The sequence below is a fragment of the Hyphomicrobium sp. LHD-15 genome (assembly GCF_031157355.1).
Classification (GTDB): domain Bacteria; phylum Pseudomonadota; class Alphaproteobacteria; order Rhizobiales; family Hyphomicrobiaceae; genus Hyphomicrobium_C.
In genome coordinates this window covers 224,074-245,729 of the sequence record NZ_JAVIFT010000002.1, presented here as the reverse complement: position 1 = coordinate 245,729, position 21,656 = coordinate 224,074, and the positions used below count along the sequence as shown (strand labels likewise).

Genomic DNA, 21,656 nt, shown 5'->3' with positions numbered 1-21,656 from the left:
CCGAGGCGTTTCTCATTGGTCTATTTGGCAGCTCGCCTGTGACAGGGGGGCGATGGCAAGCCGCTTTCATTCCGTCACCCCGGAAAGGAAACCGGGACGCTAAAACTAGAACGTCAGCGCCGATCCGCCCGAAGCCTCGACCACCTGACCCGTCACCCAGCGCGAGTCGGAACTGGCAAGGAATCCCACAACGTCCGCGATGTCCTTGGCCTGGCCGATCCGCTTCAACGCCTGTTTGGCCTTGATGCCTTCGGCAGCATTGGGATCACGCACGAACGACGCCATGTCTGTTTCGATGACGCCAGGTGCTACCGCATTGACCGTAATTGCACGCGGCCCGAGCACGACACCCAGCGTCTTGACGAGATTGTCGATCGGCGCCTTGAGCGCGGAGTAAGCGGCCACGTCCGGAAGCGGCGTGCGGACGACACCACTCGAAATGAACACGATGCGACCGTCATCGCGGAGACGTTTGGCGGCCTCCTGCGAAGCAAAAAATGGCGCCCTCACGTTCACCGCATAGATCTCGTCGATCACCTCCTCCGTCGTCTCGGCGAAGCTGACGAACGGCGCGATGCCGGCGTTGTTGACGAGGATGTCGAACTTGGTCGCGCCAGTACGGGCCTGAAGCTCCTTGTCGAAGGCGGCGTAAAGCGTCCTCACGCCATCCTTGGCGGCGAGGTCTGCCCCGACGGCGAACGCATTGCCACCCGCTGTGGTGATCGCCGAAACGACCTCTTCGGCCGAAGACTTGTTCTTTCCGTAGTGGACCGCGACCAGCGCGCCGTCAGCGGCCAAACGTTCCGCGATCGCCCGGCCAATGCCGCGGCTGCCACCCGTAACCAGCGCAATCTTGCCTTCAAGGGGACGTGCCATTGGGATTTCTCCGTATTTTTCATCTGCATAGTCAGCAACCCCGGTAGCGCCGACCACCACCTTGGCCCCGGCTGACGGGCAGATAAGAACGGAGATTCCGAAGTTCAAGACTATTGAACTATTGAATTTTAAGGAGTGCGCGCCATATTCCTTGGCGTGCAGAGACCATTCTTACATCCCCCGTCCGAGACGCTGCGTCTGGAGAGCATCCTCTACGCGCTCGCCGACCCCGTGCGCCTCGAGATCGTGCGACGCCTGGCGACCGGAGATTGCCCGCTGAACTGCTCGACGGCCGCCCCCGCGCATCTGCCGAAGTCGACGCAGTCCCATCATTTTCAGATTTTGCGGGAAGCGGGGCTCGTGCACTCCGAGCGCCGCGGCACCGAGGTCGTGAACGTACTGCGCCTGGACGAGATCGAGGCGAAGTTTCCGGGCGTGGTCTCGACGATCCTGAAAGCCGCCAAGCCACTCGAATGCCCTGACGCCGCAAAACGCGGCGGCTAGAAACAACCCGACGCGCTGAGATGAAGCCTTACTTGAAATGCTTCGAGAGCTTCAGCCCCTGGGCCTGGTAATTGCTGCCGAGCTCGCGCCCGTAAAGCACCTCAGGTACTTCCATCATGCGCTCGTAGACGAGCCGCCCGACAATCTGCCCGTCCTCTAGAATGAACGGCACAGTGTGCGAACGCACTTCGAGCACCACGCGCGAGCCGCTGCCGCCCGCCGCCGAATGCCCGAAGCCGGGATCCATGAACCCCGCGTAGTGCACGCGGAATTCGCCGACCAGCGGATTGAACGGCATCATCTCAGCCGCGTGCGTCGGCGGGATGTGTACGGCCTCCTTAGAGGCCAGAATGTAGAACTGGTCGGGATCGAGAATGAGCCGCCGCTTGCTGTCGGCCCGCACCGGCTCCCAGTAATCCGCAACGGCGCACGCGCCCGGCGCATCGACGTCGACCACGCCCGTGTGCTTCTTCGCGCGATAACCGACCAGCCCCGAGGCATCCCCTGCGAGATCGACCGAAAGCGCGATGCCGTCGCGGATGTCCGCCGTGGCGCCAGAAACCAGCGTCTCCGCCGCCTGCAACCGCACCAATCCGTCGTCCGTCTCGCGCGGATCGCCATGCCGGAAGCGCAACTGCGAGAGCTTCGAGCCCTTGCGCACGACGATCGGGAATGTTTGCGGACAGATCTCGGCGTAGAGCGGGCCTTTGTATCCCGCCGGAATGAGATCGAACGCCGAAACGCCATCCGCGATCACGCGTGTGAACACGTCGAGCCGTCCGGTCGAGCTTTTGGGATTGGCCGACGCCGCGATGGCATCCGGCAGCGCCAGGCTTTCAAGCAGCGGCACCACGTAGACGCAGCCGGTTTCAAGCACAGCGCCGCCCGCGATGTCGAACTCGTGCAGCTTGAGATCAGCAAGCCGCTCGGCAACCGTCCCGCCTGGCCCCGGCAGAAAGCTCGCCCGCACCCGATAGGCGCGCGGCCCCAACCGAAGATCGACGCTCGCCGGCTGAATTTGCCCTGGCCCGAACGCTTCGGAGGCCTTGAGCCCGCCCGCCGAAACCAGCGCACGGATCGCCTGCACCGGAAAGATGCCCTCGGGCATCCCCACGCCGAGCGGCGAATCCGGTTCCAACCCTGCGTTTTGCTGGTCTTGCGGCATCGCGTTAACTCCTGTCCAACGCACGCTCTAGACCATGATCGCGCCGGATCCCATCAATCCGGCGCGTGAATCATCGGTCTAAAGCCGAAACATAGAGCGTGCGTCACGCACGCTCTAGACGAAGCGCCCCTTGACGCCAAGAGCCCGGAGGGTCTAATCCCGGTCTTATCGCAGGCTTCAATGGGGTTCGCGATCGTGGTGATTTGGCCGGCCGGCTTGCAGCCACGTTAAATAACTCGCTAAAAAGGGCCCATGCGCGCGACCCGGCAACTGGTCCGCCCTGGCTCATGGCAGCGGGGCAGACGGCCGGGTTTCTTGTTTTCGGCGAGCTGACCCGGGCTCGCGACGCGCGAAGGACTCCCCAATGTCTAAAGAGAAGACGGCTAAACAGAAGACGACCATCTCCGCCGATCCCGAGAGCTGGAGCCCAGAAACGCAGCTCGTCCACGGCGGCGTGCTGCGCTCGCAATTCGGCGAGACCTCCGAAGCCCTCTTTCTGACCCAGGGCTTTGTCTATCATTCCGCCGAGCAGGCCGAGGCCCGCTTCAAGAACGAAGACCCAGGCTTCCAGTATTCGCGCTTTGCAAACCCCACCGTCGCGATGTTCGAGGAGCGTATTCGCCTGCTCGAAGGCGCCGAGGTCGCCCGCGCCACCGCAACCGGTATGGCCGCCGTCACCGCCGGCCTCTTGTCGTTCCTGAAGGCCGGCGATCACATCGTTGCCGCCCGCGCCATGTTCGGCTCCTGCCGCTACATCGTCGAGACGCTGTGCCCGCGCTTCGGCATCGCGATGACGCTGATTGACGGCCGCGATATCGAAGCCTGGAAGGCCGCGGTCAAACCCAACACCAAGGCATTCTTTTTCGAGACGCCCGCCAATCCGACCCTCGACCTCGTCGACATCAAGGCCGTCACCGACATCGGCAAGAAACACGGCATCACCACCGTCGTCGACAACGTGTTCGCAACCCCGATGCTGCAGCGTCCGCTGAAGCACGGCGCCGATGTTGTCGTCTACTCCGCCACCAAGCATATCGATGGCCAGGGTCGCTGCCTCGGCGGCGCGGTGCTGTGCTCGAACAAGTTCCTGACCGACCACCTGCAGGACTTCATCCGCCAGACCGGCCCGTCACTCTCGCCGTTCAACGCGTGGGTCATGCTCAAGGGTCTCGAAACGCTTCCGCTCCGCGTCAACGCGCAGAGCGCGACGGCGGCCAGGCTCGCCGACCATCTCGCGGGATTGCCCGGCGTCTCCCGCGTGATCTACTGCGGACGCGCCGACCACCCCCAGGCCGCGATCGTAAAGAAGCAGATGACCGGCGGCGGCCAGATGATCGCGTTCGAGGTCGAGGGCGGCAAGGAAGCTGCGTTCCGCCTTCAGAACGCGCTCAAGATCATAAAGATCTCCAACAACTTAGGTGACGCGAAGAGCATCATCACCCACCCCGCGACGACCACCCACTATCGCATCGGACCGGAGGCACGCGCCGAGCTCGGCATTACCGACGGCATGTTGCGTCTTTCTGTCGGGCTCGAGAACGCCGACGACCTTGCGGCCGACCTCGAAATCGCCGTCGCGGCAGCCAAAGCCTGAGCAATCGGGTTGCAAGAGAAGACACCTGCACCGAAGACGCGAGCCGGCGCAGGTGTCATATTATTGAGACGGCGCGCCCGGCCGTGGTATGGCAGAGCCGAAACGGAACACAGGTCGTCTTGTGACTGACGAAGTACCATACGAGCAGGTGACGGATAGCATTCGGATACGGGTGACGCCGGAATATTCGGACGATCAGTCGACCCCCGACGAAGGCTATTTCTTCTGGATCTACACGATCGAGATCGCCAACGAGAGCGAACACACGATCCAGCTCAAAACCCGGGTTTGGCGCATCACCGACGCCCGCGGAAAAACCGATGAGGTCCGCGGCCCCGGCGTCGTCGGCCAGACACCGGTCATTCCGCCCGGCCAGTCGTTCACCTACTCCTCCGGCTGCCCGCTCTCGACCCCGTCGGGCATCATGGTCGGCAGCTACCAGATGACCGACGAGAGCGGGAGACTGTTCGACGTCGCCATTCCCGCCTTCTCGCTCGATAGCCCCTACGCGACGCGCAGCGTGAACTGAAAGCGCAAACACCCGCTATGCCGAAAGCCCAAGCCACCACATCCGCGATCGACCTTTTGCGCCAGCTCGTCTCGTTCGATACCACGAGCCACAAATCCAACCGCGAGCTCATCAGCTTCGTCGAGGCTTACCTCGCCGGTCACGGCATCACCTCGCAACTGGTCCCGACCGAGGACGGCCTGAAGGCCTCACTGTTCGCAACCATCGGACCTGAAGACGTGCCCGGCATCGGCCTGTCAGGGCACACCGATGTCGTGCCCTCCGATCCCGCAGCCTGGACCAGCGATCCCTTCACGGTGCGCGAGGAGAACGGCCGGCTTTACGGACGCGGCACCGCCGACATGAAAGGCTACCTCGCCTGCGTTCTGGCGACGGTTCCGGAATTCAAGCGCCGCACCCTCAAAGTCCCCGTCCACATCGTCTTCTCGTACGACGAGGAAACCGGATGCACGGGCGTCCGCCCGATGATCGCAGAACTCGGCGACCGCCTTGCGAAACCGCGCGCGGTCATCGTCGGCGAACCGACATCGATGACCGTCGTCGATGCTCACAAGGGCCCGGTGCGCTGGCATGTCGAGATCACCGGCCGCGCCGCCCATTCGAGCATGGCGCATCTTGGCGTCAATGCGATCTCGGTTGCCGCGCGCCTCATCGGCGAGCTTGGCGCTATCGAAGCCGAGCTGTCACGCCTGCCGCCTGATCCGCGTTTTACGCCACCCTATCCGACGCTGCAGGTGACGGAGATCGAGGGCGGCATTGCAGCCAACATCGTGCCTGCAATTGTGAACTTCGGCTTCGAAGTGCGCGCCATGCCAGGGCTCGATGTCGATGCCATCGAAAAGCGCCTCGCCGCCTTCGCCGAAAGCGAGTGCCTGCCGGAGATGCGCCGCTTGGCGCCCGAAGCCGACATCGTGATCCGGCAGGGAAATCGCGTCCCGCCCTTCGGCGCCGACAAAACATCCGAGGTTGTCTCGCTGGCGCTGAAGCTCGCGGGGCAGAACGAAACCGGCGCCGTTTCCTACGCCACTGAAGCGGGCCTGTTCCAGGGCGCCGGCGTCCCCGCCGTCGTCTGCGGCCCCGGCGATATCGCCCAAGCCCACACCGCCGACGAGTGGATCGCCATCACCGAAATCGAACGCTGCGTCGCCTTCCTCGGCCGGCTCGCCGATTGGGCAGAAGCCTGATCTCGCGGGCCACGTGCTCGTAGGCCTTTAGGCATGAAAAAAGGCCGCTTGGGGTGCGGCCTGAAGTTCGTGTTGGTTCTAGGCAATGATCAGTGAAGAGTGTTTCGGATATCCGAACGCTTGGGACAGAACGCTTTCGCCACTTCGTTGCACTTGAGCTGATGACGCAACGCAGACTCAACCTGAGGAACCCGGAGTAGCTCGTCCATGAGGGCCATCTGCGCTTCGACAGTCGTCGACATCGCGGAAAGGCCAAGTGCGCACCACCGTGCAAACCAGGAAAACTGAGCATCGGACGCAACACGCGAAGGAACCTCGGCCAAGGCAACCTCGCCGAAACCAGCCGACGGCAGATCCTGCCGGCGGGCTGAAGGCTTTGAAGCCGGAGCCGAAGAGAGAGCCTCGACCAGGAGCGGCGAGGGCTGGAACGCGGAGCCCCGGTCGGCGCCCGGACTAGGCCCGACCATATGCTCCGGAGATTTGAGTTTGTCCCTGAGACGGCGGATGGTCGACGGATCGGAAACACCGATCGCCTTGATCGCGGTCGTCGGTTTGAGATTGGGGTCGGCCTCGAGCAGCTCGACGATCCGGCGAAGCTGACCTCGGTCGTCGAGGCCGCTCCCTCTGGGTCGGCCGCGGCGGGCATAGTCGGAAGGCATGCGGGCGATCCATCCATCTACGATTCGATGGATGGAATCTTGCGGATCATCCGCCCGATTTGCCAAGAAGAATAATCAAGCCGTTCCAATGATAAGCAGCGTTCCGCTTACAATTGTTGCGAAAATGATTCCATAACTTGCATATCAATAGAACGAAACAGGTAGTGCTCAAAACCGAAGTTTGAGCTTCGGCTTTTTCGAATTTCACCCGATGAGCCCGCGCATACGCGCCAGATGCGAGAGCTTCACTTCCGGCCTGGCGCCCATCTGTCCGATGATTTCCGCAGCCGCGAAGCTGCCGAGTTGCCCAGCCACCGAAAGGTCGTAGCCGCGCGCCACCCCGAACAGGAAGCCCGCCGCATAGAGATCGCCCGCGCCCGTCGTATCGATGACCTTCCGCACCGGATCCGCTGCAACCGTGATGCTCTCCCCCTCGGACACGATCACCGAGCCCTTCTCGCTCCGGGTCAACACCGCGAGCCGCGTATCCTGGCCCACGCGCTTCACTGCCTCGTCGAAGCTGGTCGTCTCATAGAGCGAAAGAATCTCGCCCTCGTTGGCAAACAGAATGCCGATACCAGACCGGATCAGCGCCAGGAACTCGTCCCGGTGCCGGTTCACGCAGAAGGAGTCGGAAAGCGTCAGCGCCACCTGCCGACCGGCCTTGTTGGCGATATCGACCGCCTGGCGGAACGCCGCCTTCGCCTCGTCGCGGTCGAACAGGTAGCCCTCGAGATAAACAATGTTTGCCGCCTGAATGACGGCTGGGTCGACCTCGCCCTGATCGAGGTCGGTGCTGATGCCGAGGAACGTGTTCATCGTCCGCTGGCCGTCAGGCGTCACCAGGATCAGCGAGCGCGAGGTTCCTTGGCTGCTGTCCGCCACCGCAGGGGTATTGAACGCGACGCCCGCTGCGCGGATGTCGTGGCGGAAAATGCGTCCGAACTCGTCCTCGGCCACTTTACCGATGAAGGCGCCCCGGCCGCCGAGCGATGCGATCCCGGCGGCGGTATTCGCCGCGGATCCGCCCGAAATCTCGATGGCAGGCCCCATCGACCCGTAGATCGAGCCGATGGTGGCGGTATCCACGAGCCGCATGTGCCCCTTGGGCGCGCCGTGACGCTCGAGGAAGGCATCGTCGCAGCGGCCGATGATATCGACGATCGCATTGCCGATCGCGACCACATCGAATTGCGTGCCTGGCATGTTAACTCTCCCCCGTGTGTCAGAATGCTTCCGGAAAAGTGGGAACCGGTTTTTCGACAAGAAGCACGAAAAGACAAAGAACTAGAGGTGTTCCGCAGATCCCGCTCAAAGCGGAACACCTCGAGAATGCGCGCACTATAGTCGTCGCAACCGGCCGCGCAACGCGCTCCGCACGAGACCGGCACTCATCCAAAAGTCCAGACCATGATCGCTTCGGGCCCTATCCGCCCGAAGCGTGAATCATTGGTCTCACTAAAAGACCACCATGATCGCTTCGGACCCTACCAGTCCGAAGCGTGAATCATCGGTCTCACTAAAGTGGCCATGATCGCTTCAGCCCCGCGCTCCGATCGTCGCGTCCCCTATCGGGCGCGGCGTGAATCGGCAGCGCTGGAAAAGGCTGAAGCGTGAACCGTCGGTCTTATCAAGAACCTAGCGACCCCGTCCGCCAGCAGCCCCGCCGTCCCGCACCATCATCGCGAGCCCCATGACGAGGCGCTCCGAAAAGGCCTCCTCGAGCGAGCCTGCGAGCCGCGCCGCCTTGGCCGCCGTGGCAATCCGCGCCAAGGCGTCCGACAAGCGGGCTGTGGTCCACATCCGGCACTGAGCCGAAAACGCGTCCTTTTGCTTGAAATGCAAAGGCGGGCGCATCTGCCGCAAGGCGTCGTCCAGGGTTGCGCCCCGGTCGATCGACGCTCTGACGCGATGCAGGCGCTGGAAATGCCGCTGGATGGCCGCGATGACGGATTGAGCGCTTTCGCCGGACGAAACCGCCCGCCCGCACTCCGTCACGGCCTTCTGGACCTGCCCGGCCGCCGTCGCGAACGTGATGCGCTCCAGCGCCAGCTCCGAAACGTCGCCGACCACCGCCTCGACATCCTCGACGCCGATCTCGGCGCCAGCTCCGACATAGAGCAAAAGCTTCTCGATCTCACCGCGTGAAAGCGCCCGGTCGGCGCCCAGCCGGTCTACCAGCGCCTGGCGCGCGTCCGCCGAAATCTTGGCGCCTGCGTCCCGAACCATGTCTCGCACCAGCGCGTCGAGGTCCTGCGCTGCGTCCGCATAGCAGGCAATGGCAGCCGCCAACGGAGACTTTTCGAACAGCGCTCGCAGGCTGTCGTCCGGCTTCAGGTTTCCGGCTTCCACCACCAGCACGCCTTCAAGCGCGCCCCCTTCGACGATCGACTTCAGGGCCGCCGTGTTGACGCGCCGGCTCGCCACCGTCCGGATGATCTTGGGGCCGCCGAACATCGGTACCGTGCCGAGTTCGACCGCAAGCCGGTCGGGATCGTTATCGAGGTCCGTGTCGTCGAGGCGGATCAGTTCGCCGGTGGGGTCGAAGCGCAACGCGGCGGCCTTGGCCAGCGCCTGCGCACGCTCGCTGACGAGTCCCAAGTCCGAGCCGAAAAAGAGAACTGCGCGGATCTTGGGATCCGGAGAGGCGAGAAAGCTCTGTGCTTGATGCGCTTTGATGGCAACCATCTGAGCCGCCTTGAAGGGCTTCCACGATTACAAGGACCGCAGCGCGTGATCGGGCGCGGAGCGCCGCAAGTCAGAAAACCGCAGCGAACTTAGCGGAAAAACGGCATCCCGAGCTTGCGAAGAAACGTACCCGCCGAATGCGGCGTGGGAAATAGCGCTTACGCCTGCCCGCCGAGGTACGCCGAGAGGCGCGCCTTGAGATCGTCGCCCACGGTCTTGGCAGCGCGATCCTCGGCATCTTCACGCGCGCGAACGTTCGAGAAGATCGACTTGTTGCGTTCGAAGCTGGCTCGGCCGTAGCTAATTCCGGAGAGCACCACAGACTTGTCCGACAGCCGGACGAGCTGGAATTTCGCTTCGACGCTGAACACCTGGCCGCTGGAATCGCCGTCCAACGCGACCAGTGTAGAGGTCACGCTTTCACGGATGGCAACTTCGAGACGCATTTCCGGCTGCTGGACTTCGCCGCCGCCGCCCGTCGCCTGGAAGATGAGTTCGTTGCGGATCTGCTGACCGACGCGGCCAGGGATGGTGCCGACGGCAACCTTCGCGAGCTTCTGATCGGCAGCCGCGCCACCGAGCCCGGTCGAACCGTACAGCGGGCGGAAACCGCCATTGCCGCAACCTGCGACCAGCGGAGCCACGATTACGGCAGCCAGCAACAGCCGAGACACGGAACGCCAACCGTCTTTACGACGGCAAGCCCCCCGGTTCAAAGCGCTCCCAGTCTCGACGCTCGAACGCATGATCCCGCCTGCTCTCGACCCCCGAATGTTTCGGACCCCGTAACTCCGAAACACGATCATCGGTCTCTTCAAGAACCCAGAGCGCAATTGCGCGCTAGGCCACGACATTCACAATTCTTTGCGGCACGACGATGATTTTCGTGGGTTGCCGCCCCTCGAGGGCCCGTACGACGGGCTCGAGTTTCAGGGCGGCCGCCTTGACCTCGTCTTCCGCAGCGTCGCGGGCGATCAAAAGCTCGTCGCGGCGCTTGCCATTCACCTGTACGGCAATGGTGATCTTATCGTCAACGAGCAACGCCGCCTCGACCGCCGGCCAAGGCTGATTGGCCAACAAAGTGTTGTATCCAAGCCGCGCCCAGCATTCCTCGCCCAGGTGAGGCATCATAGGGCCGATTATCTGCACGAATAGTTCGCCGGCCTCGCGGAACACCCACGCGAAGTCTTCGCTGGTCTTGCCGGTCGCCCCGAATTTGGCGAGGGCCGCCGACAAGACATTGGTAAACTCGTAAATCTGCGCCACGGCGACATTGAACCGGAGCGCCTCGATGCTCTGCGCCACCGCGTGGGTCGCCTTGTGGGCCGCCCGCCGAACGTCCACGGCTTCCGAGGAAAGCTCGGCCGGCTGCTTGGTCCCGCGCGGTGCCGCCTTGTCGGCCAGATCGTCGATCACACGCCAGGCGCGTTGGATGAAGCGCCCGGCACCCTGGATGCCGGCTTCCGTCCACACCACGTCACGCTCGGGTGGGCTGTCGGACAGCATGAACCAGCGCGCGCAATCGGCGCCCCAGCCTTCGATGATGTCATCCGGATCGACCAAGTTCTTCTTGGACTTCGACATCTTCTCGATCGAGCCGATCACCGCCGGCTGGCCGGTAGCGAGCTCGACCGCCCGCCGCCCGTCGCCTTCGCCCTCGAACCGGATCTCGGTCGGAAGCAGCCAGGTGCCCGCCTCGGACTTGTAGGTCTCGTGCGTCACCATGCCCTGCGTGAACAGCGCCGCGAACGGCTCGCGCAAGTTCTTGGTCCCGTGTCCGGAATCGGAGATCGCGCGATAGAAGAAGCGTGAATAGAGCAGGTGCAGAATCGCGTGCTCGATGCCGCCGATGTATTGATCGACCGGCAGCCAGTAGTTCGCGGCGTCCACATCCACCGGCTGGTCGGCGTGGGGGGCCGTGAAGCGCACGAAATACCACGAGCTGTCGACGAAGGTGTCCATCGTGTCGGTTTCGCGCCGCGCGGGCTTGGCGCACTTCGGACAGTTGACGTGCTTCCACGTCGGATGCCGGTCGAGCGGGTTACCCGGCTTGTCGAAGGTCGCGTCGTCCGGCAACCGGACCGGCAGATCCTTGGCCGGCACCGGCACGATTCCGCAGTCGTCGCAATGAATGACCGGAATCGGGCAGCCCCAGTAGCGCTGGCGCGAGATGCCCCAGTCGCGCAACCGGTAGTTCACCTTGCGGGTGCCGACGGGCTGCTTGCCGAGCTTCGCGGCCTCGAGCCGTTTGGCCGCCTCCTCGAATGCGGCGTCCGTCGACAGCCCGTCCAGGAAGCGGGAATTGATCATCGTGCCGTCGCCATCGACGGCCGTATCGCCGATCGTAAAGCCATCGGCATTCGCCCCCGGCGGCAGGATCACCGGGATGACGGGCAGCTCGTACTTGCGCGCGAAATCGAGGTCGCGCTGGTCGCCGGCCGGGCACCCGAAAATCGCACCCGTGCCGTAGTCCATCAGAACGAAGTTCGCGACATAGACCGGGATCGTCCAATCCTTGTCGAACGGATGCACGGCGCGGATGCCGGTATCGAAGCCGCGCTTCTCGGCCGTTTCGAGATCGGCGACGGACGTGCCCATGCGACGGCATTCATCGGAGAACGCGGCCAGCTCGGTGTTCTTCTCGGCAGCCGCCCTCGCCAGCGGATGATCCGGCGCGATCGCCATGAACGACGCGCCGAACAACGTATCCGGCCGCGTCGTGTAGATCTCGAGTTCGTCATGCCCGGCCGGCGCCGTCGCCTTGTCCAGCGCCCAGCGCACCAGCATGCCTTCGGACCGGCCGATCCAGTTCGCCTGCATCAGGCGCACCTTCTCCGGCCACTTGTCGAGCGTGCCGAGCGCTTCGAGCAGCTCGTCCGAATATTGCGTGATCTTGAAGAACCACTGCGTCAGCTCACGCTGCTCGACCAGAGCGCCAGAGCGCCAGCCGCGCCCGTCGATCACCTGCTCGTTGGCGAGCACGGTGTGATCGACCGGGTCCCAGTTGACCTTCGAGGACTTCCGGTAGGCGAGACCCTTCTTGTAAAGATCAAGAAACAGCTTCTGCTGGTGCTGGTAGTAGTCCGGGCTGCAGGTCGCGATCTCGCGGCTCCAATCGAGCGAGAGACCCATGGATTTGAGCTGGGTCTTCATCGCCTCGATGTTGGCGTAAGTCCACGTCGCCGGATGCGTCTTGCGCTCGATGGCGGCGTTTTCGGCCGGCATGCCGAATGCATCCCACCCCATCGGATGCAGAACGTTGAACCCCTTGGCCCGCTTGAAGCGCGCCACCACATCGCCCATCGCGTAGTTGCGCACATGCCCCATGTGGATGCGCCCGGAGGGATACGGAAACATCTCGAGCACGTAGCTCTTCGGCTTCGACAGGTCGTCGGAGGCCCGGAAGATCTCACCGTCCTCCCAAGTCTTCTGCCAGTGCTTCTCTCGTGCGGGCGCGTTGTAGCGTTCGGTGGCCATGGGGCTCTTAAGTCTCGGAATGGAATTTGCGGGGTAATGAGCCCCAAGGGGAGGGTACGGTCAAGGGAGCCAGATATGTCGTGCGCTTCTCAAATTTGCGACACATCCGGCGTAACGTGTCGAAGCCGTCGACAATCTTTACCCTCATATGTCGCCGAAAGCGCAGTTTGTCGACATATCCCGGCATATCGCAACTATGCCTCGGCTTTCGTTGGCGCTTTGACGCTGCCGTTTGGATATGGCCTGAAATCATTCTGGTTGCTCTTGAGCAGATCCAGGAACCGCGTGTTGAGGTAGAGAACTTCACGCCCCTCCTTTCGCTGTTCCAGCACCCCCGCCGCCGCCAGCTCCTTCAAGTATTTGGCTGCTATGTTGCGGCTCGCGATATTGGCGCCAACCAGATCGGCCACCCTGCAGTACGGCTGCGTAAAGATCAGTTCAACAAGCTCGCGACTGTAGATCTTGGATTGCGCTGCCTTCACGTAGTGAACCGTGTCGTCCATCAGCGCCTTGAGGGCCTCGATCTTGTCCGTCGTCCACTGCGCCGTCTGCTCGACGGCATCGAGCATGAACAAAATCCAGGGCTCCCAGGCCTGTTCACTCGTCACCCGGCTTAACAGCTTGTAATAGCTCTCCCTGTTCCCGTTAATATACTGACTTAGATAGAGAATAGGCAGGTCGAGCAGCTTCTGGTCGATCAGATACAGAATGTTGAGGGCGCGGCCGGTGCGGCCATTTCCATCCGGAAACGGATGGATGGCTTCGAACTGATAATGGCCGACCGCCATGCGGATGATTGGATCAACCCCGTCATCCGAATGCAGATACTGCTCCCAGTTTGAAAGCTTGGCGCGGATGACATCGGCGCCTTCGGGCGGCGTGTAGACGACCTGTCCGCTAGAGCGATTGGTAATGGTGGTACCGGGCAACGCCCGCACATCGAGATCGTAGTCCTTGATCGTCCGGCACAGCGCAATCGCCGTCTGCACGGTCAGCGGCCGTGCCTTGAGGTTGTCGAACCCGTTCCGCAGGGCCGTCCGATAGCGAAGGATCTCCCGCGTCGCCGGATCGGCGTGTTCCCCATCGGTGTTGGCGAACCGATAAAGACGGTCGTTCGTCGTGACGATGTTTTCGATTTCCGAGCTGTCCTGCGCCTCTCGCAGCGGGATCGAATTGATCAGGACGGCCTGGTTCGGGATCAGCCGCGCCGCTTGCCGTAGCCCTTCGAGTTTCCGGGTCGCATCGATGCATTTCCTCAAAACGGCTTTTGATTCAATATCCTGAGCTGGCGGCAAGTCGGGAAGATTGTTATAGGGGATGCTGGGATTGAATGCCATTTTCACCCTAATTATTCTGTTTTTAGTGCACATCATCACCATATGCACTCACTAGAGGCATGTCGAGACAGAAATGCACTAAATAAACAGAAAACAGTGCACGTAGAGATCAGCAAGCCCTGCTATAGTGCACATCCACAAATCATGCACTAATTTGCAGATTTTTAGTGCATATAATCAACATTCCAAGCCATGTCCGACCACGCGCCTACACACTCCGCACCCACGGCCCTTGCCGACGTCAAAGCTCGCCTCGCCGACGCCGCGCGCGAGGCCGGCCATGACCCGTCCGCCATCCACCTGATCGCCGTGTCGAAAACGTTCGGGGCCGACGCGATCCTGCCGGTGCTGGAAGCTGGCCACCGCCAGTTCGGCGAGAACCGCGTCCAGGAGGCCAAAACCAAATGGCCGGAGCTGCGCGCCCGCTATCCCGGCGTCGAGCTGCATCTCATCGGCCCCCTGCAATCGAACAAGACGCGCGAAGCCGTCGAGCTGTTCGATGCGATCCACACCGTCGACCGCCCGAAAATCGCCAAGGCCATCGCCGACGAGCAGACCCGCCAGGGCAAGCGCTTGAAGCTCTTCATCGAGGTCAACACTGGCGAGGAGTCGCAAAAGGCCGGCGTGATGCCGAAGGAAGCCGCCGCCTTCCTCGCCCATTGCCGGGACGACCTCGGCCTCGAGATCGCGGGCCTTATGTGCATTCCGCCCGTCGACGAGGAACCGGCCGTGCACTTCGCCTTTCTCGCCAAGCTGGCACGCGACCTGGGCCTTTCCGAACTCAGCATGGGCATGAGCGGTGACTTCGAGACCGCCGCCAACTTCGGCGCCACCTATGTGCGCGTCGGATCGGCCATTTTTGGCGCGCGCTAGTTCCGCCGACGCGCAAATCTCTCCCTGGCTACCCACAGCTTTTGCAGCCCCCCGCAGCTCGCGTCGCAAGCGGCGGTGCTAGCGTCTTGCCTATGCAGTGATTCGTAGAGGCCGTACTTGCCGCGGAACTTACCTGTCCGCCGCGGATTCACGGACCAGTCAGAAAGCAGGGAGACCGGCATGACAGCAGCAGCCCTCAAGGTGGCCGACGCCCATGCGGACGCCGCGGCCGCCGATGCGGCCCGCGACGCACGCGCCGAGGCCATCAAGCAAGCGGCCGCCGAAGCCAAGACGAAGAAGACCAGCGGCAAGAAGGCGCCGAAGCGCGCCTCCGACGGCTGGGACCGATTCCTCGTCGACATCTGGATCACCGATCTGAACTTCACTGAGTTCGGCATCTACAAGCGCACCCGCAACCGCGCCAAGTCGCGCCAGTTCACGTCCGACATGGATATCTTCGGCGAGATCATCGAGAACGGTGAGCGCACGGGCCTCTTCGGCTACCGCGAAGAGCTCTGGAAGAAAGCCCAGGGCATGGACAAGCGGCTCGTCTTCAAGCTGTTCACGCCGAACCTTGGCTGGCGCGCGACCATGGATCTGATGATCGGCCGCTCGCTGCAGCAGACCCTCGGCGCGCGCGGGCTTCCGGTGATGACCTATTCGATCAACACCGACGACGACAACTACATCATCTATCTCGAACGCTCGGCCAACAAATGGCCGTTCATGCCCGAGCACTTCTCGTTCTTCATCATCGACAGCAAGGGCAATCCCGAGTTTTACCGGCTGAAGCGCGCCTTCATCAATCTCGGCGGCGACTACTCGCTGATCAATCAGCAGGGCGAGGTCGTCGGCTATCTCGACGGCAAGGTGTTTTCGATCGGCGGCAAATGGAAGGGCCAGATCCGCCAAGGCGCCGACAAGCGGCTGATGACGGTGATGAAGCTGTTCGGTTCGATGATGGTCTTCAACGGCGATTGCCGCCGTCACATGAAGCGGCTGTACAAGGGTGTAATGGGAGGCAAGGTCAAGCCGCAGCTCGACCGTCAGGAAGCCGACCTCTACATGAACCCGCGCCGCGTCCGCTGATCATAGCTAGGAAAGCGCCGAACTCAAATTCAGGCACAAACAATAAAGCCCGGGGCGCAAGCCTCGGGCTTATCTCTTTATCGCGTCTCAGTGAAGAACCGGAGCGCTCGCGACAGTCGTCTTCGCGCCCTCCGCAATCACCGCCGCCGGCGGCGCGCCACCGACCTGCGCAAGCGACTGGTCGATCTGCTGCAATCCCGCGACGAAGCTCGACAACCGCCCTGAAATCTTCTCGATGAAATGGTCGGCGAGCGTCGGATCGGCAGTCATGTGCGCGAGCATTTCCGCACGCGTGATGCGCAGCGCCCGGACCGCCGTGCGCGCGACCACCGTCGAGCTGCACTCGGTCTCGATCAGCATCGTCATTTCCGAAATGAGCGCGCCCGGCGGCACGGCTTCGACACCCTCGGTGAGGCCGGGTCCCTCGGTGCGCACGGCTTCGCCCGATACGACGAGCACCGCCGCATCCGGATCCGCATGCGCGGTCACGATCACATCGCCCGGCTTGTAGACGATCCGATCCGCCCTGCGCGCGATCTCGGAGATCTGCAGCGGCTTCAGCCCCTGAAACAGCGGTACGTTGAGAAGAGGAAGAACCAGCGCATCGATAGCCATGATGAAAACCCCGCAAACATGAAATCGGCATGCCGCACGCAATGCCGAGCGCCCGAACCGAAAGCGCCAGCAATGTCGCGAAACGACTTGGCTGCTTGTGTTCGGCGCGAGACCAAGGCTCGGGCGATTCGGCCTATCGGGTCCAGGGCCGCTCGCGCGCCTGTTGATGAGGCGGGAATAACTTGTTTATGCGGTCAGTTTGTAGCCGCCGGTTTCGGTGACGAGGATCTCCGCGTTAGAGGGATCCTTCTCGATCTTCTGGCGAAGACGATAGATGTGCGTCTCGAGCGTATGCGTCGTCACGCCGGCATTGTAGCCCCACACTTCGTGCAGCAGCGTCTCGCGTGAAACCACCTTGTCGCCGGTGCGATAGAGGTACTTGAGAATGGCGGTTTCTTTTTCGGTGAGGCGGATCTTGCCGCCCTTCTCGTCGAGCAGAAGCTTGGAGGCCGGCTTGAACGTGTACGGCCCGATCTGGAAAACCGCATCTTCGCTCTGCTCGTGCTGGCGAAGCTGCGCACGGATACGCGCCAACAGCACCGCGAACTTGAACGGCTTCGTCACGTAGTCGTTGGCTCCGGCATCGAGCCCGAGAATCTGATCCGCATCGCTGTCGTTGGCGGTCAGCATGATGATCGGGCTTTTGAAGCCGCCCTTGCGCAGAAGCCGCACTGCTTCGCGCCCATCCATGTCCGGCAATCCGACGTCGAACACGACGAGATCGTGGTGACCCACCTTGGCGGCTTCGATTCCCTTACCCGCCGTCCCCGCCACCGATACGTCGAACTCGTCATGGAGGGCCAGCTGGTCTTGGAGCGACCCGCGGAGATCCTCGTCGTCATCGACAAGAAGGATCTTGCGTGCAGCACTCATGATGGAGAACTCCGATCTTGGCTTGTGGCGTGAGGCACCCTCTTAGCATTTGCCAATGCCCTGAGGTAGGGTGCCGTGGCCTGGAGGGTTATCGAACCGGCAAACCGGTGGAAAAGGGGTCTCGTCATCACCGCCCGTAAAATCATCGTGAGAAGCTTGAGCCCCCGCAGCACCACGGGCCTGCTTACCTGCGGCAATCTTACCTTGCGCTGCGCCCTGGGCCGCAGCGGCATACGCTCCGCGAAGCGCGAGGGAGACGGCGCAACGCCGCGAGGCATATTCCGGATCGAAAGCGCATTTTACCGGCGCGACCGCCTGCACCGCCCTGCGACCGGCCTCTCCGTATTGGCCACCCAGGCAAATGACGGATGGTGCGACGCAACAGAAGATCGCAACTACAACCGCCGCGTCACCCACCCTTATCCGGCGAGTGCGGAGCATCTCTGGCGCCGCGATGGCCTTTACGACGTTGTTGTCGTCGTCGGCTACAATCGCAGACCCCGCCGCCGCGCAGCCGGCAGCGCCATTTTCATGCACGTGGCGGAGAAGGGCTTGCGACCGACAGAAGGCTGCGTGGCGCTGGCCCGCCGCGACCTGTTGAAGGTCATCGCCCGCATCGGCACGAGGACGCGCCTCGTGGTCGTCTGACCGCAGTGCCGGGATCGTTATAGCCAAAAAAAACCCGGAGCACGAAGCCCCGGGTCGAGTTTGGAGCACGTCTAGGGGAGACGCGTGCTCGGGAGGTTTTCGGTATCCGGGACCCGCCCGAAGAGGGCAGGCCCCGATTGCGAGCCTTAGTGGTTGTAGGCGCGCTCACCGTGATCGACGAGGTCGAGACCCTGGCGCTCGTTGTCCGATGCCGGACGCAGACCGACCAGGATGTCGACGATCTTGAACAGGATGGCCGACAGGATGCCGGTCCAGAGAATGGTGAAGCCGACGGCCTTCGCCTGGATCATCACCTGGGTGACCATGTCGTACGAACCGGCAACCAGCTCGCCCGGCTTCGACGTGTAGTCGGCAAGACCCGACCCACCGAAATCCGGATTGACGAGGATGCCCGTGGCAATCGCACCGATGATGCCGCCGATGCCGTGCACGCCGAACACGTCGAGGCTGTCGTCATAGCGGAACAGGTTCTTGATGCCGGTGCAGGCGATGAAGCAGAGCGCGCCCGCAACGAGACCGAGAACGATGGCACCCATCGGACCGGCAAAGCCTGCGGCCGGCGTGACGGCCACGAGGCCGGCGACGACGCCCGAGGCAAGACCGAGCAGCGACGGACGGCCCTTGACCAGCCACTCGACGGCGATCCACGAAAGACCGGCGGCAGCCGTGGCGACGAACGTGTTGATCATCGCAACGAAGGCCGTAGCGCTGACCTCGAGGTTCGAACCGCAGTTGAAGCCAAACCAGCCGAACCACAGCAGCGCCGCGCCGACCATCGTCAGCGTCAGCGAGTGAGGAGCCATCTGCTCGCGGCCGAAACCGACGCGCCTGCCGACGATGAGAGCGCCGACGAGGCCTGCGATACCGGCGTTTATGTGCACGACCGTTCCGCCGGCAAAGTCGAGCGCGCCCCACTTGAAGAGGAGGCCGGCATCGGCAAGCGTCTCGGAGAGCTTCGGCTCACCCGCCTTGGCTGCTTCCGCGAAAACGTCGGGGCCGCCCCAGTACCAGACCATGTGGGCCATCGGGAAATAGACGAACGTCACCCACAGCGCGACGAACAGCATGACTGCGGAAAACTTCATACGCTCGGCCAGCGAGCCGACGATGAGCGCCGGCGTGATGCAGGCGAAAGTCATCTGGAACGCAACGAAGGCGAGCTCGGGAATGTAGACGCCATTGGAGAACGTGGCGGCAAGCGACGACGGCGTGACGCCAGCGAGGAACATCTTTGAGAAGCCGCCGACGTAGTCGTTGAGAGCGCCACCGTTGGTGAACGCCAGGCTGTAGCCGTAGGTGACCCAGATGATCGACACCATGCAGGTGATGGCGAACACCTGCATCAGGATCGAGAGCATGTTCTTGGAACGCACGAGACCGCCGTAGAACAGCGCGAGACCCGGCACCGTCATCAAAAGCACGACGATCGTCGCGAGAAACATGAACGCCGCGTCGCCCTTGTCGACGGTCGGCGCCGCCTGCGCCCATGCCGCCCCGGCTGTCCCCAAAGTCAGCAGCGCGGCGGCTCCGAGCGAGCCTCCCACGCGCTTGATCAGTCTTGTTGTCATCGTCCCAAACTCCCTCGTGTTGACCCGTTAAGCGGCACGTGAGCACCGTGCCCGTAGTTGGAGTGTTTCCGTCGTACGTACGTGCCCCGGGTGGCCGTCTCGCCTCGTGAGCAGGGCCCACGCCTGCCGGACGGCCTCGTCTATGAAGGAAATGAAAAGCGCCCTGCCCCGCGCCCCGGTATTTCACCCCCGGAGGTTCGATACCGGCGAAGCAGGTATCAAAACTCGTGCCAATCGGCGCGAACGCCGCAACCAATTGAAACCTCAACGCGTTCTCAAGGGGGATGCCCCAGCCCTCGGCAGCGGCTCAAACGGACGCGCTCAACATTCGAGCAGATTTCTGATGCCGCCCATATTTTGAGCTACTTGTTGGCAGGCGTCTTTTGCGACCGTTGGCCGAATGAAAACGGCCCCGGTATCGATCGATACCGGGGCCGCCTGAGAAGGACCCGGCGCGACATGCGCCGGGTTTTGTTTTCGCAAGGCTTACAGGTTGTAAGCGCGCTCGCCGTGATCCGAGATATCGAGACCCTCGCGCTCCTGCTCCTGGGTCGGACGAAGACCGATGAGAAGTTTGACGAGCAGGAACAGGATCGCGGAGATGATGCCCGTCCAGAGGATCGTGAAGCCGACGGCCTTCGCCTGGATGATCACCTGGGTGATCATGTCGTACGAACCGGCAACCAGCTCGCCCGGCTTCGACGTGTAGTCGGCCGTGCCCGATCCACCGAAGTCCGGGTTGACGAGGATGCCAGTGCCGATGGCGCCGACGATGCCGCCCACGGCGTGAACGCCGAAGACGTCGAGGCTGTCATCGTAGCCGAAGGCATTCTTGATGCCGGTGCAGGCGATGAAGCAGATCACGCCGGCGACGAGGCCGAGCGCGATCGAACCCATGGTGCCTGCGAAGCCAGCGGCCGGCGTGACGGCAACGAGGCCGGCGACGACGCCCGAAGCAAGGCCGAGCAGCGAGGGCTTGCCCTTGATCAGCCACTCCGCAACCATCCACGCAACGCCTGCCGCGGCCGTAGCCACGAAGGTGTTGATCATGGCGATGACGGCGGTGACGCTGATCTCGAGGTTCGAGCCGCAGTTGAAGCCGAACCAGCCGAACCACAGCAGCGCAGCGCCGACCATCGTCAGCGTGAGCGAGTGCGGAGCCATGTGCTCGCGGCCGTAACCGACGCGCTTGCCGACGATGAGGGCGCCAACCAGGCCGGCGACGCCGGCGTTGATGTGGACGACCGTACCGCCTGCGAAGTCGAGAGCACCCCACTTGAACAGGAGGCCTGCGTCAGCCGAAGCTGCGTCGAGCGCAGCGCCGCCTGCCTTGGCAGCTTCCGCCATGACGTCGGGACCGCCCCAGTACCAGACCATGTGGGCCATCGGGAAGTAGACGAACGTCACCCAGAGAACCACGAACAGCAGGACAGCCGAGAACTTCATGCGCTCGGCGACCGCACCGACGATGAGCGCCGGCGTGATGCAGGCGAACGTCATCTGGAAGGCGATGAACGAGAGTTCCGGGATGTAGACGCCGTTGGAGAACGTGGCGGCGAGCGAAGCCGGCGTGACGCCAGCAAGGAACAGCTTCGAGAAGCCGCCGACGTAGTCGTTGAGAGCGCCGCCGTTGGTGAACGCCATGCTGTAGCCGTAAGTGACCCAGATCAGCGCGACGACGCAGACGATCGCCAGCACCTGCATGAGCAGCGAAAGCATGTTCTTGGTGCGAACCAGACCGCCGTAGAACAGCGCGAGACCCGGGATCGTCATCAGAAGAACGATGATCGTCGCGAGAAACATGAAGCCGGTATCGGCTTTGTCCGGAGTAGGCGCAGCGCCTTGCGCGAGCGCCGGAAGGGCAAACATCATAGAGAGCGCAGCGGTGGCCGCGAGGGCCCCGGATGCGCGGGTAAGTAGGCTAGGCTTCATTTCTTAACTCCCCTGTCAAACAAC

The 21,656-nt window shown here is 62.8% G+C and carries 19 protein-coding genes and 1 riboswitch; of the genes, 7 read left to right on the top strand and 12 right to left on the bottom strand.

What is annotated here, in order from left to right:
- Positions 1-105: 105 nt before the first annotated feature.
- Positions 106-876, bottom strand: coding sequence for an SDR family oxidoreductase (locus RCO24_RS07875; protein ID WP_308961284.1), 771 nt, complete (start codon positions 874-876; stop codon positions 106-108).
- A 135-nt stretch (positions 877-1,011) separates the two neighbouring features.
- On the opposite strand from RCO24_RS07875, the gene RCO24_RS07870 reads away from it, so the two are divergent.
- Positions 1,012-1,380, top strand: a complete 369-nt coding sequence (locus tag RCO24_RS07870; RefSeq protein ID WP_308961283.1) for a metalloregulator ArsR/SmtB family transcription factor — start codon at positions 1,012-1,014, stop codon at positions 1,378-1,380.
- Between the two features lie 28 nt (positions 1,381-1,408).
- Here the strand turns inward: RCO24_RS07870 and RCO24_RS07865 are convergent, their stop codons facing one another.
- Positions 1,409-2,488 carry a 2'-deoxycytidine 5'-triphosphate deaminase gene (locus RCO24_RS07865; RefSeq protein ID WP_308962394.1) on the bottom strand — a complete coding sequence of 360 codons (1,080 nt, stop codon included), beginning with the start codon at positions 2,486-2,488 and terminating at the stop codon, positions 1,409-1,411.
- 242 nt (positions 2,489-2,730) lie between these two features.
- A riboswitch (SAM riboswitch) is annotated at positions 2,731-2,809 on the top strand.
- 100 nt (positions 2,810-2,909) lie between these two features.
- On the opposite strand from RCO24_RS07865, the gene RCO24_RS07860 reads away from it, so the two are divergent.
- From RCO24_RS07860 to argE, 3 genes are all read left to right on the top strand, one after another.
- The gene (locus RCO24_RS07860) at positions 2,910-4,139 is read left to right on the top strand and encodes an O-succinylhomoserine sulfhydrylase (protein ID WP_308961282.1); all 1,230 of its coding nucleotides are present in this window, start codon (positions 2,910-2,912) and stop codon (positions 4,137-4,139) included.
- A 121-nt stretch (positions 4,140-4,260) separates the two neighbouring features.
- Positions 4,261-4,668: a Co2+/Mg2+ efflux protein ApaG gene (gene apaG / locus RCO24_RS07855; protein ID WP_308961281.1), complete on the top strand. Its 408-nt coding sequence runs from the start codon at positions 4,261-4,263 to the stop codon at positions 4,666-4,668.
- 17 nt (positions 4,669-4,685) lie between these two features.
- Positions 4,686-5,852, top strand: a complete 1,167-nt coding sequence (gene argE, locus RCO24_RS07850; protein ID WP_308961280.1) for an acetylornithine deacetylase — start codon at positions 4,686-4,688, stop codon at positions 5,850-5,852.
- Positions 5,853-5,941: 89 nt separating this feature from the next.
- On the opposite strand, the gene RCO24_RS07845 is transcribed toward argE, so the two are convergent.
- The 6 genes from RCO24_RS07845 to fic form a co-directional block, all read right to left on the bottom strand.
- Positions 5,942-6,511 (bottom strand): hypothetical protein, encoded by a 570-nt coding sequence (locus RCO24_RS07845; RefSeq protein WP_308961279.1) that lies wholly within the window; start codon positions 6,509-6,511, stop codon positions 5,942-5,944.
- 204 nt (positions 6,512-6,715) lie between these two features.
- Positions 6,716-7,717 carry an adenosine kinase gene (locus RCO24_RS07840; protein ID WP_308961278.1) on the bottom strand — a complete coding sequence of 334 codons (1,002 nt, stop codon included), beginning with the start codon at positions 7,715-7,717 and terminating at the stop codon, positions 6,716-6,718.
- A gap of 432 nt (positions 7,718-8,149) precedes the next feature.
- On the bottom strand, positions 8,150-9,199 hold the full coding sequence (holA, locus tag RCO24_RS07835; protein ID WP_308961277.1) for a DNA polymerase III subunit delta: 1,050 nt from the start codon (positions 9,197-9,199) through the stop codon (positions 8,150-8,152).
- Between the two features lie 158 nt (positions 9,200-9,357).
- Positions 9,358-9,873: an LPS assembly lipoprotein LptE gene (locus RCO24_RS07830; RefSeq protein ID WP_308961275.1), complete on the bottom strand. Its 516-nt coding sequence runs from the start codon at positions 9,871-9,873 to the stop codon at positions 9,358-9,360.
- A 166-nt stretch (positions 9,874-10,039) separates the two neighbouring features.
- Positions 10,040-12,676, bottom strand: coding sequence for a leucine--tRNA ligase (leuS, locus tag RCO24_RS07825; RefSeq protein ID WP_308961273.1), 2,637 nt, complete (start codon positions 12,674-12,676; stop codon positions 10,040-10,042).
- Positions 12,677-12,870: 194 nt separating this feature from the next.
- Positions 12,871-14,055: a protein adenylyltransferase Fic gene (gene fic, locus RCO24_RS07820; RefSeq protein ID WP_308961271.1), complete on the bottom strand. Its 1,185-nt coding sequence runs from the start codon at positions 14,053-14,055 to the stop codon at positions 12,871-12,873.
- A 150-nt stretch (positions 14,056-14,205) separates the two neighbouring features.
- Here fic and RCO24_RS07815 point away from each other — a divergent pair, with 150 nt between their 5' ends.
- Both RCO24_RS07815 and RCO24_RS07810 read left to right on the top strand, forming a co-directional pair.
- A complete protein-coding gene (locus RCO24_RS07815) occupies positions 14,206-14,886 on the top strand; it encodes a YggS family pyridoxal phosphate-dependent enzyme (RefSeq protein WP_308961269.1) in 681 nt (226 codons plus the stop codon).
- 180 nt (positions 14,887-15,066) lie between these two features.
- Positions 15,067-15,975, top strand: a complete 909-nt coding sequence (locus RCO24_RS07810; RefSeq protein WP_308961268.1) for a hypothetical protein — start codon at positions 15,067-15,069, stop codon at positions 15,973-15,975.
- An 87-nt stretch (positions 15,976-16,062) separates the two neighbouring features.
- Here RCO24_RS07810 and RCO24_RS07805 read toward each other — a convergent pair whose 3' ends face one another.
- Together RCO24_RS07805 and RCO24_RS07800 are read right to left on the bottom strand one after the other, a co-directional pair.
- A complete protein-coding gene (locus RCO24_RS07805) occupies positions 16,063-16,590 on the bottom strand; it encodes a cyclic nucleotide-binding domain-containing protein (protein ID WP_308961266.1) in 528 nt (175 codons plus the stop codon).
- Positions 16,591-16,776: 186 nt separating this feature from the next.
- Positions 16,777-17,463 (bottom strand): response regulator transcription factor, encoded by a 687-nt coding sequence (locus tag RCO24_RS07800; protein ID WP_308961265.1) that lies wholly within the window; start codon positions 17,461-17,463, stop codon positions 16,777-16,779.
- Positions 17,464-17,538: 75 nt separating this feature from the next.
- Here RCO24_RS07800 and RCO24_RS07795 point away from each other — a divergent pair, with 75 nt between their 5' ends.
- On the top strand, positions 17,539-18,111 hold the full coding sequence (locus RCO24_RS07795) for a L,D-transpeptidase family protein (protein ID WP_308961264.1): 573 nt from the start codon (positions 17,539-17,541) through the stop codon (positions 18,109-18,111).
- Positions 18,112-18,257: 146 nt separating this feature from the next.
- Here the strand turns inward: RCO24_RS07795 and RCO24_RS07790 are convergent, their stop codons facing one another.
- Entirely contained in the window at positions 18,258-19,700 is a 1,443-nt protein-coding gene (locus RCO24_RS07790) for an ammonium transporter (RefSeq protein WP_308961262.1), read from the bottom strand.
- A gap of 486 nt (positions 19,701-20,186) precedes the next feature.
- Entirely contained in the window at positions 20,187-21,632 is a 1,446-nt protein-coding gene (locus tag RCO24_RS07785) for an ammonium transporter (RefSeq protein ID WP_308961260.1), read from the bottom strand.
- Positions 21,633-21,656: the final 24 nt, after the last annotated feature.

Bases quoted from the DNA above. Each gene is read 5' to 3' on its own strand.
- RCO24_RS07875 (WP_308961284.1), bottom strand. From the start codon at position 876: ATGGCACGTCCCCTTGAAGGCAAGATTGCGCTGGTTACGGGTGGCAGC.
- RCO24_RS07865 (WP_308962394.1), bottom strand. From the start codon at position 2,488: ATGCCCGAGGGCATCTTTCCGGTGCAGGCGATCCGTGCGCTGGTTTCG.
- RCO24_RS07860 (WP_308961282.1), top strand. From the start codon at position 2,910: ATGTCTAAAGAGAAGACGGCTAAACAGAAGACGACCATCTCCGCCGAT.
- argE (WP_308961280.1), top strand. From the start codon at position 4,686: ATGCCGAAAGCCCAAGCCACCACATCCGCGATCGACCTTTTGCGCCAG.
- RCO24_RS07845 (WP_308961279.1), bottom strand. From the start codon at position 6,511: ATGCCTTCCGACTATGCCCGCCGCGGCCGACCCAGAGGGAGCGGCCTC.
- RCO24_RS07840 (WP_308961278.1), bottom strand. From the start codon at position 7,717: ATGCCAGGCACGCAATTCGATGTGGTCGCGATCGGCAATGCGATCGTC.
- holA (WP_308961277.1), bottom strand. From the start codon at position 9,199: ATGGTTGCCATCAAAGCGCATCAAGCACAGAGCTTTCTCGCCTCTCCG.
- leuS (WP_308961273.1), bottom strand. From the start codon at position 12,676: ATGGCCACCGAACGCTACAACGCGCCCGCACGAGAGAAGCACTGGCAG.
- fic (WP_308961271.1), bottom strand. From the start codon at position 14,055: ATGGTGATGATGTGCACTAAAAACAGAATAATTAGGGTGAAAATGGCA.
- RCO24_RS07815 (WP_308961269.1), top strand. From the start codon at position 14,206: ATGTCCGACCACGCGCCTACACACTCCGCACCCACGGCCCTTGCCGAC.
- RCO24_RS07810 (WP_308961268.1), top strand. From the start codon at position 15,067: ATGACAGCAGCAGCCCTCAAGGTGGCCGACGCCCATGCGGACGCCGCG.
- RCO24_RS07805 (WP_308961266.1), bottom strand. From the start codon at position 16,590: ATGGCTATCGATGCGCTGGTTCTTCCTCTTCTCAACGTACCGCTGTTT.
- RCO24_RS07800 (WP_308961265.1), bottom strand. From the start codon at position 17,463: ATGAGTGCTGCACGCAAGATCCTTCTTGTCGATGACGACGAGGATCTC.
- RCO24_RS07790 (WP_308961262.1), bottom strand. From the start codon at position 19,700: ATGACAACAAGACTGATCAAGCGCGTGGGAGGCTCGCTCGGAGCCGCC.
- RCO24_RS07785 (WP_308961260.1), bottom strand. From the start codon at position 21,632: ATGAAGCCTAGCCTACTTACCCGCGCATCCGGGGCCCTCGCGGCCACC.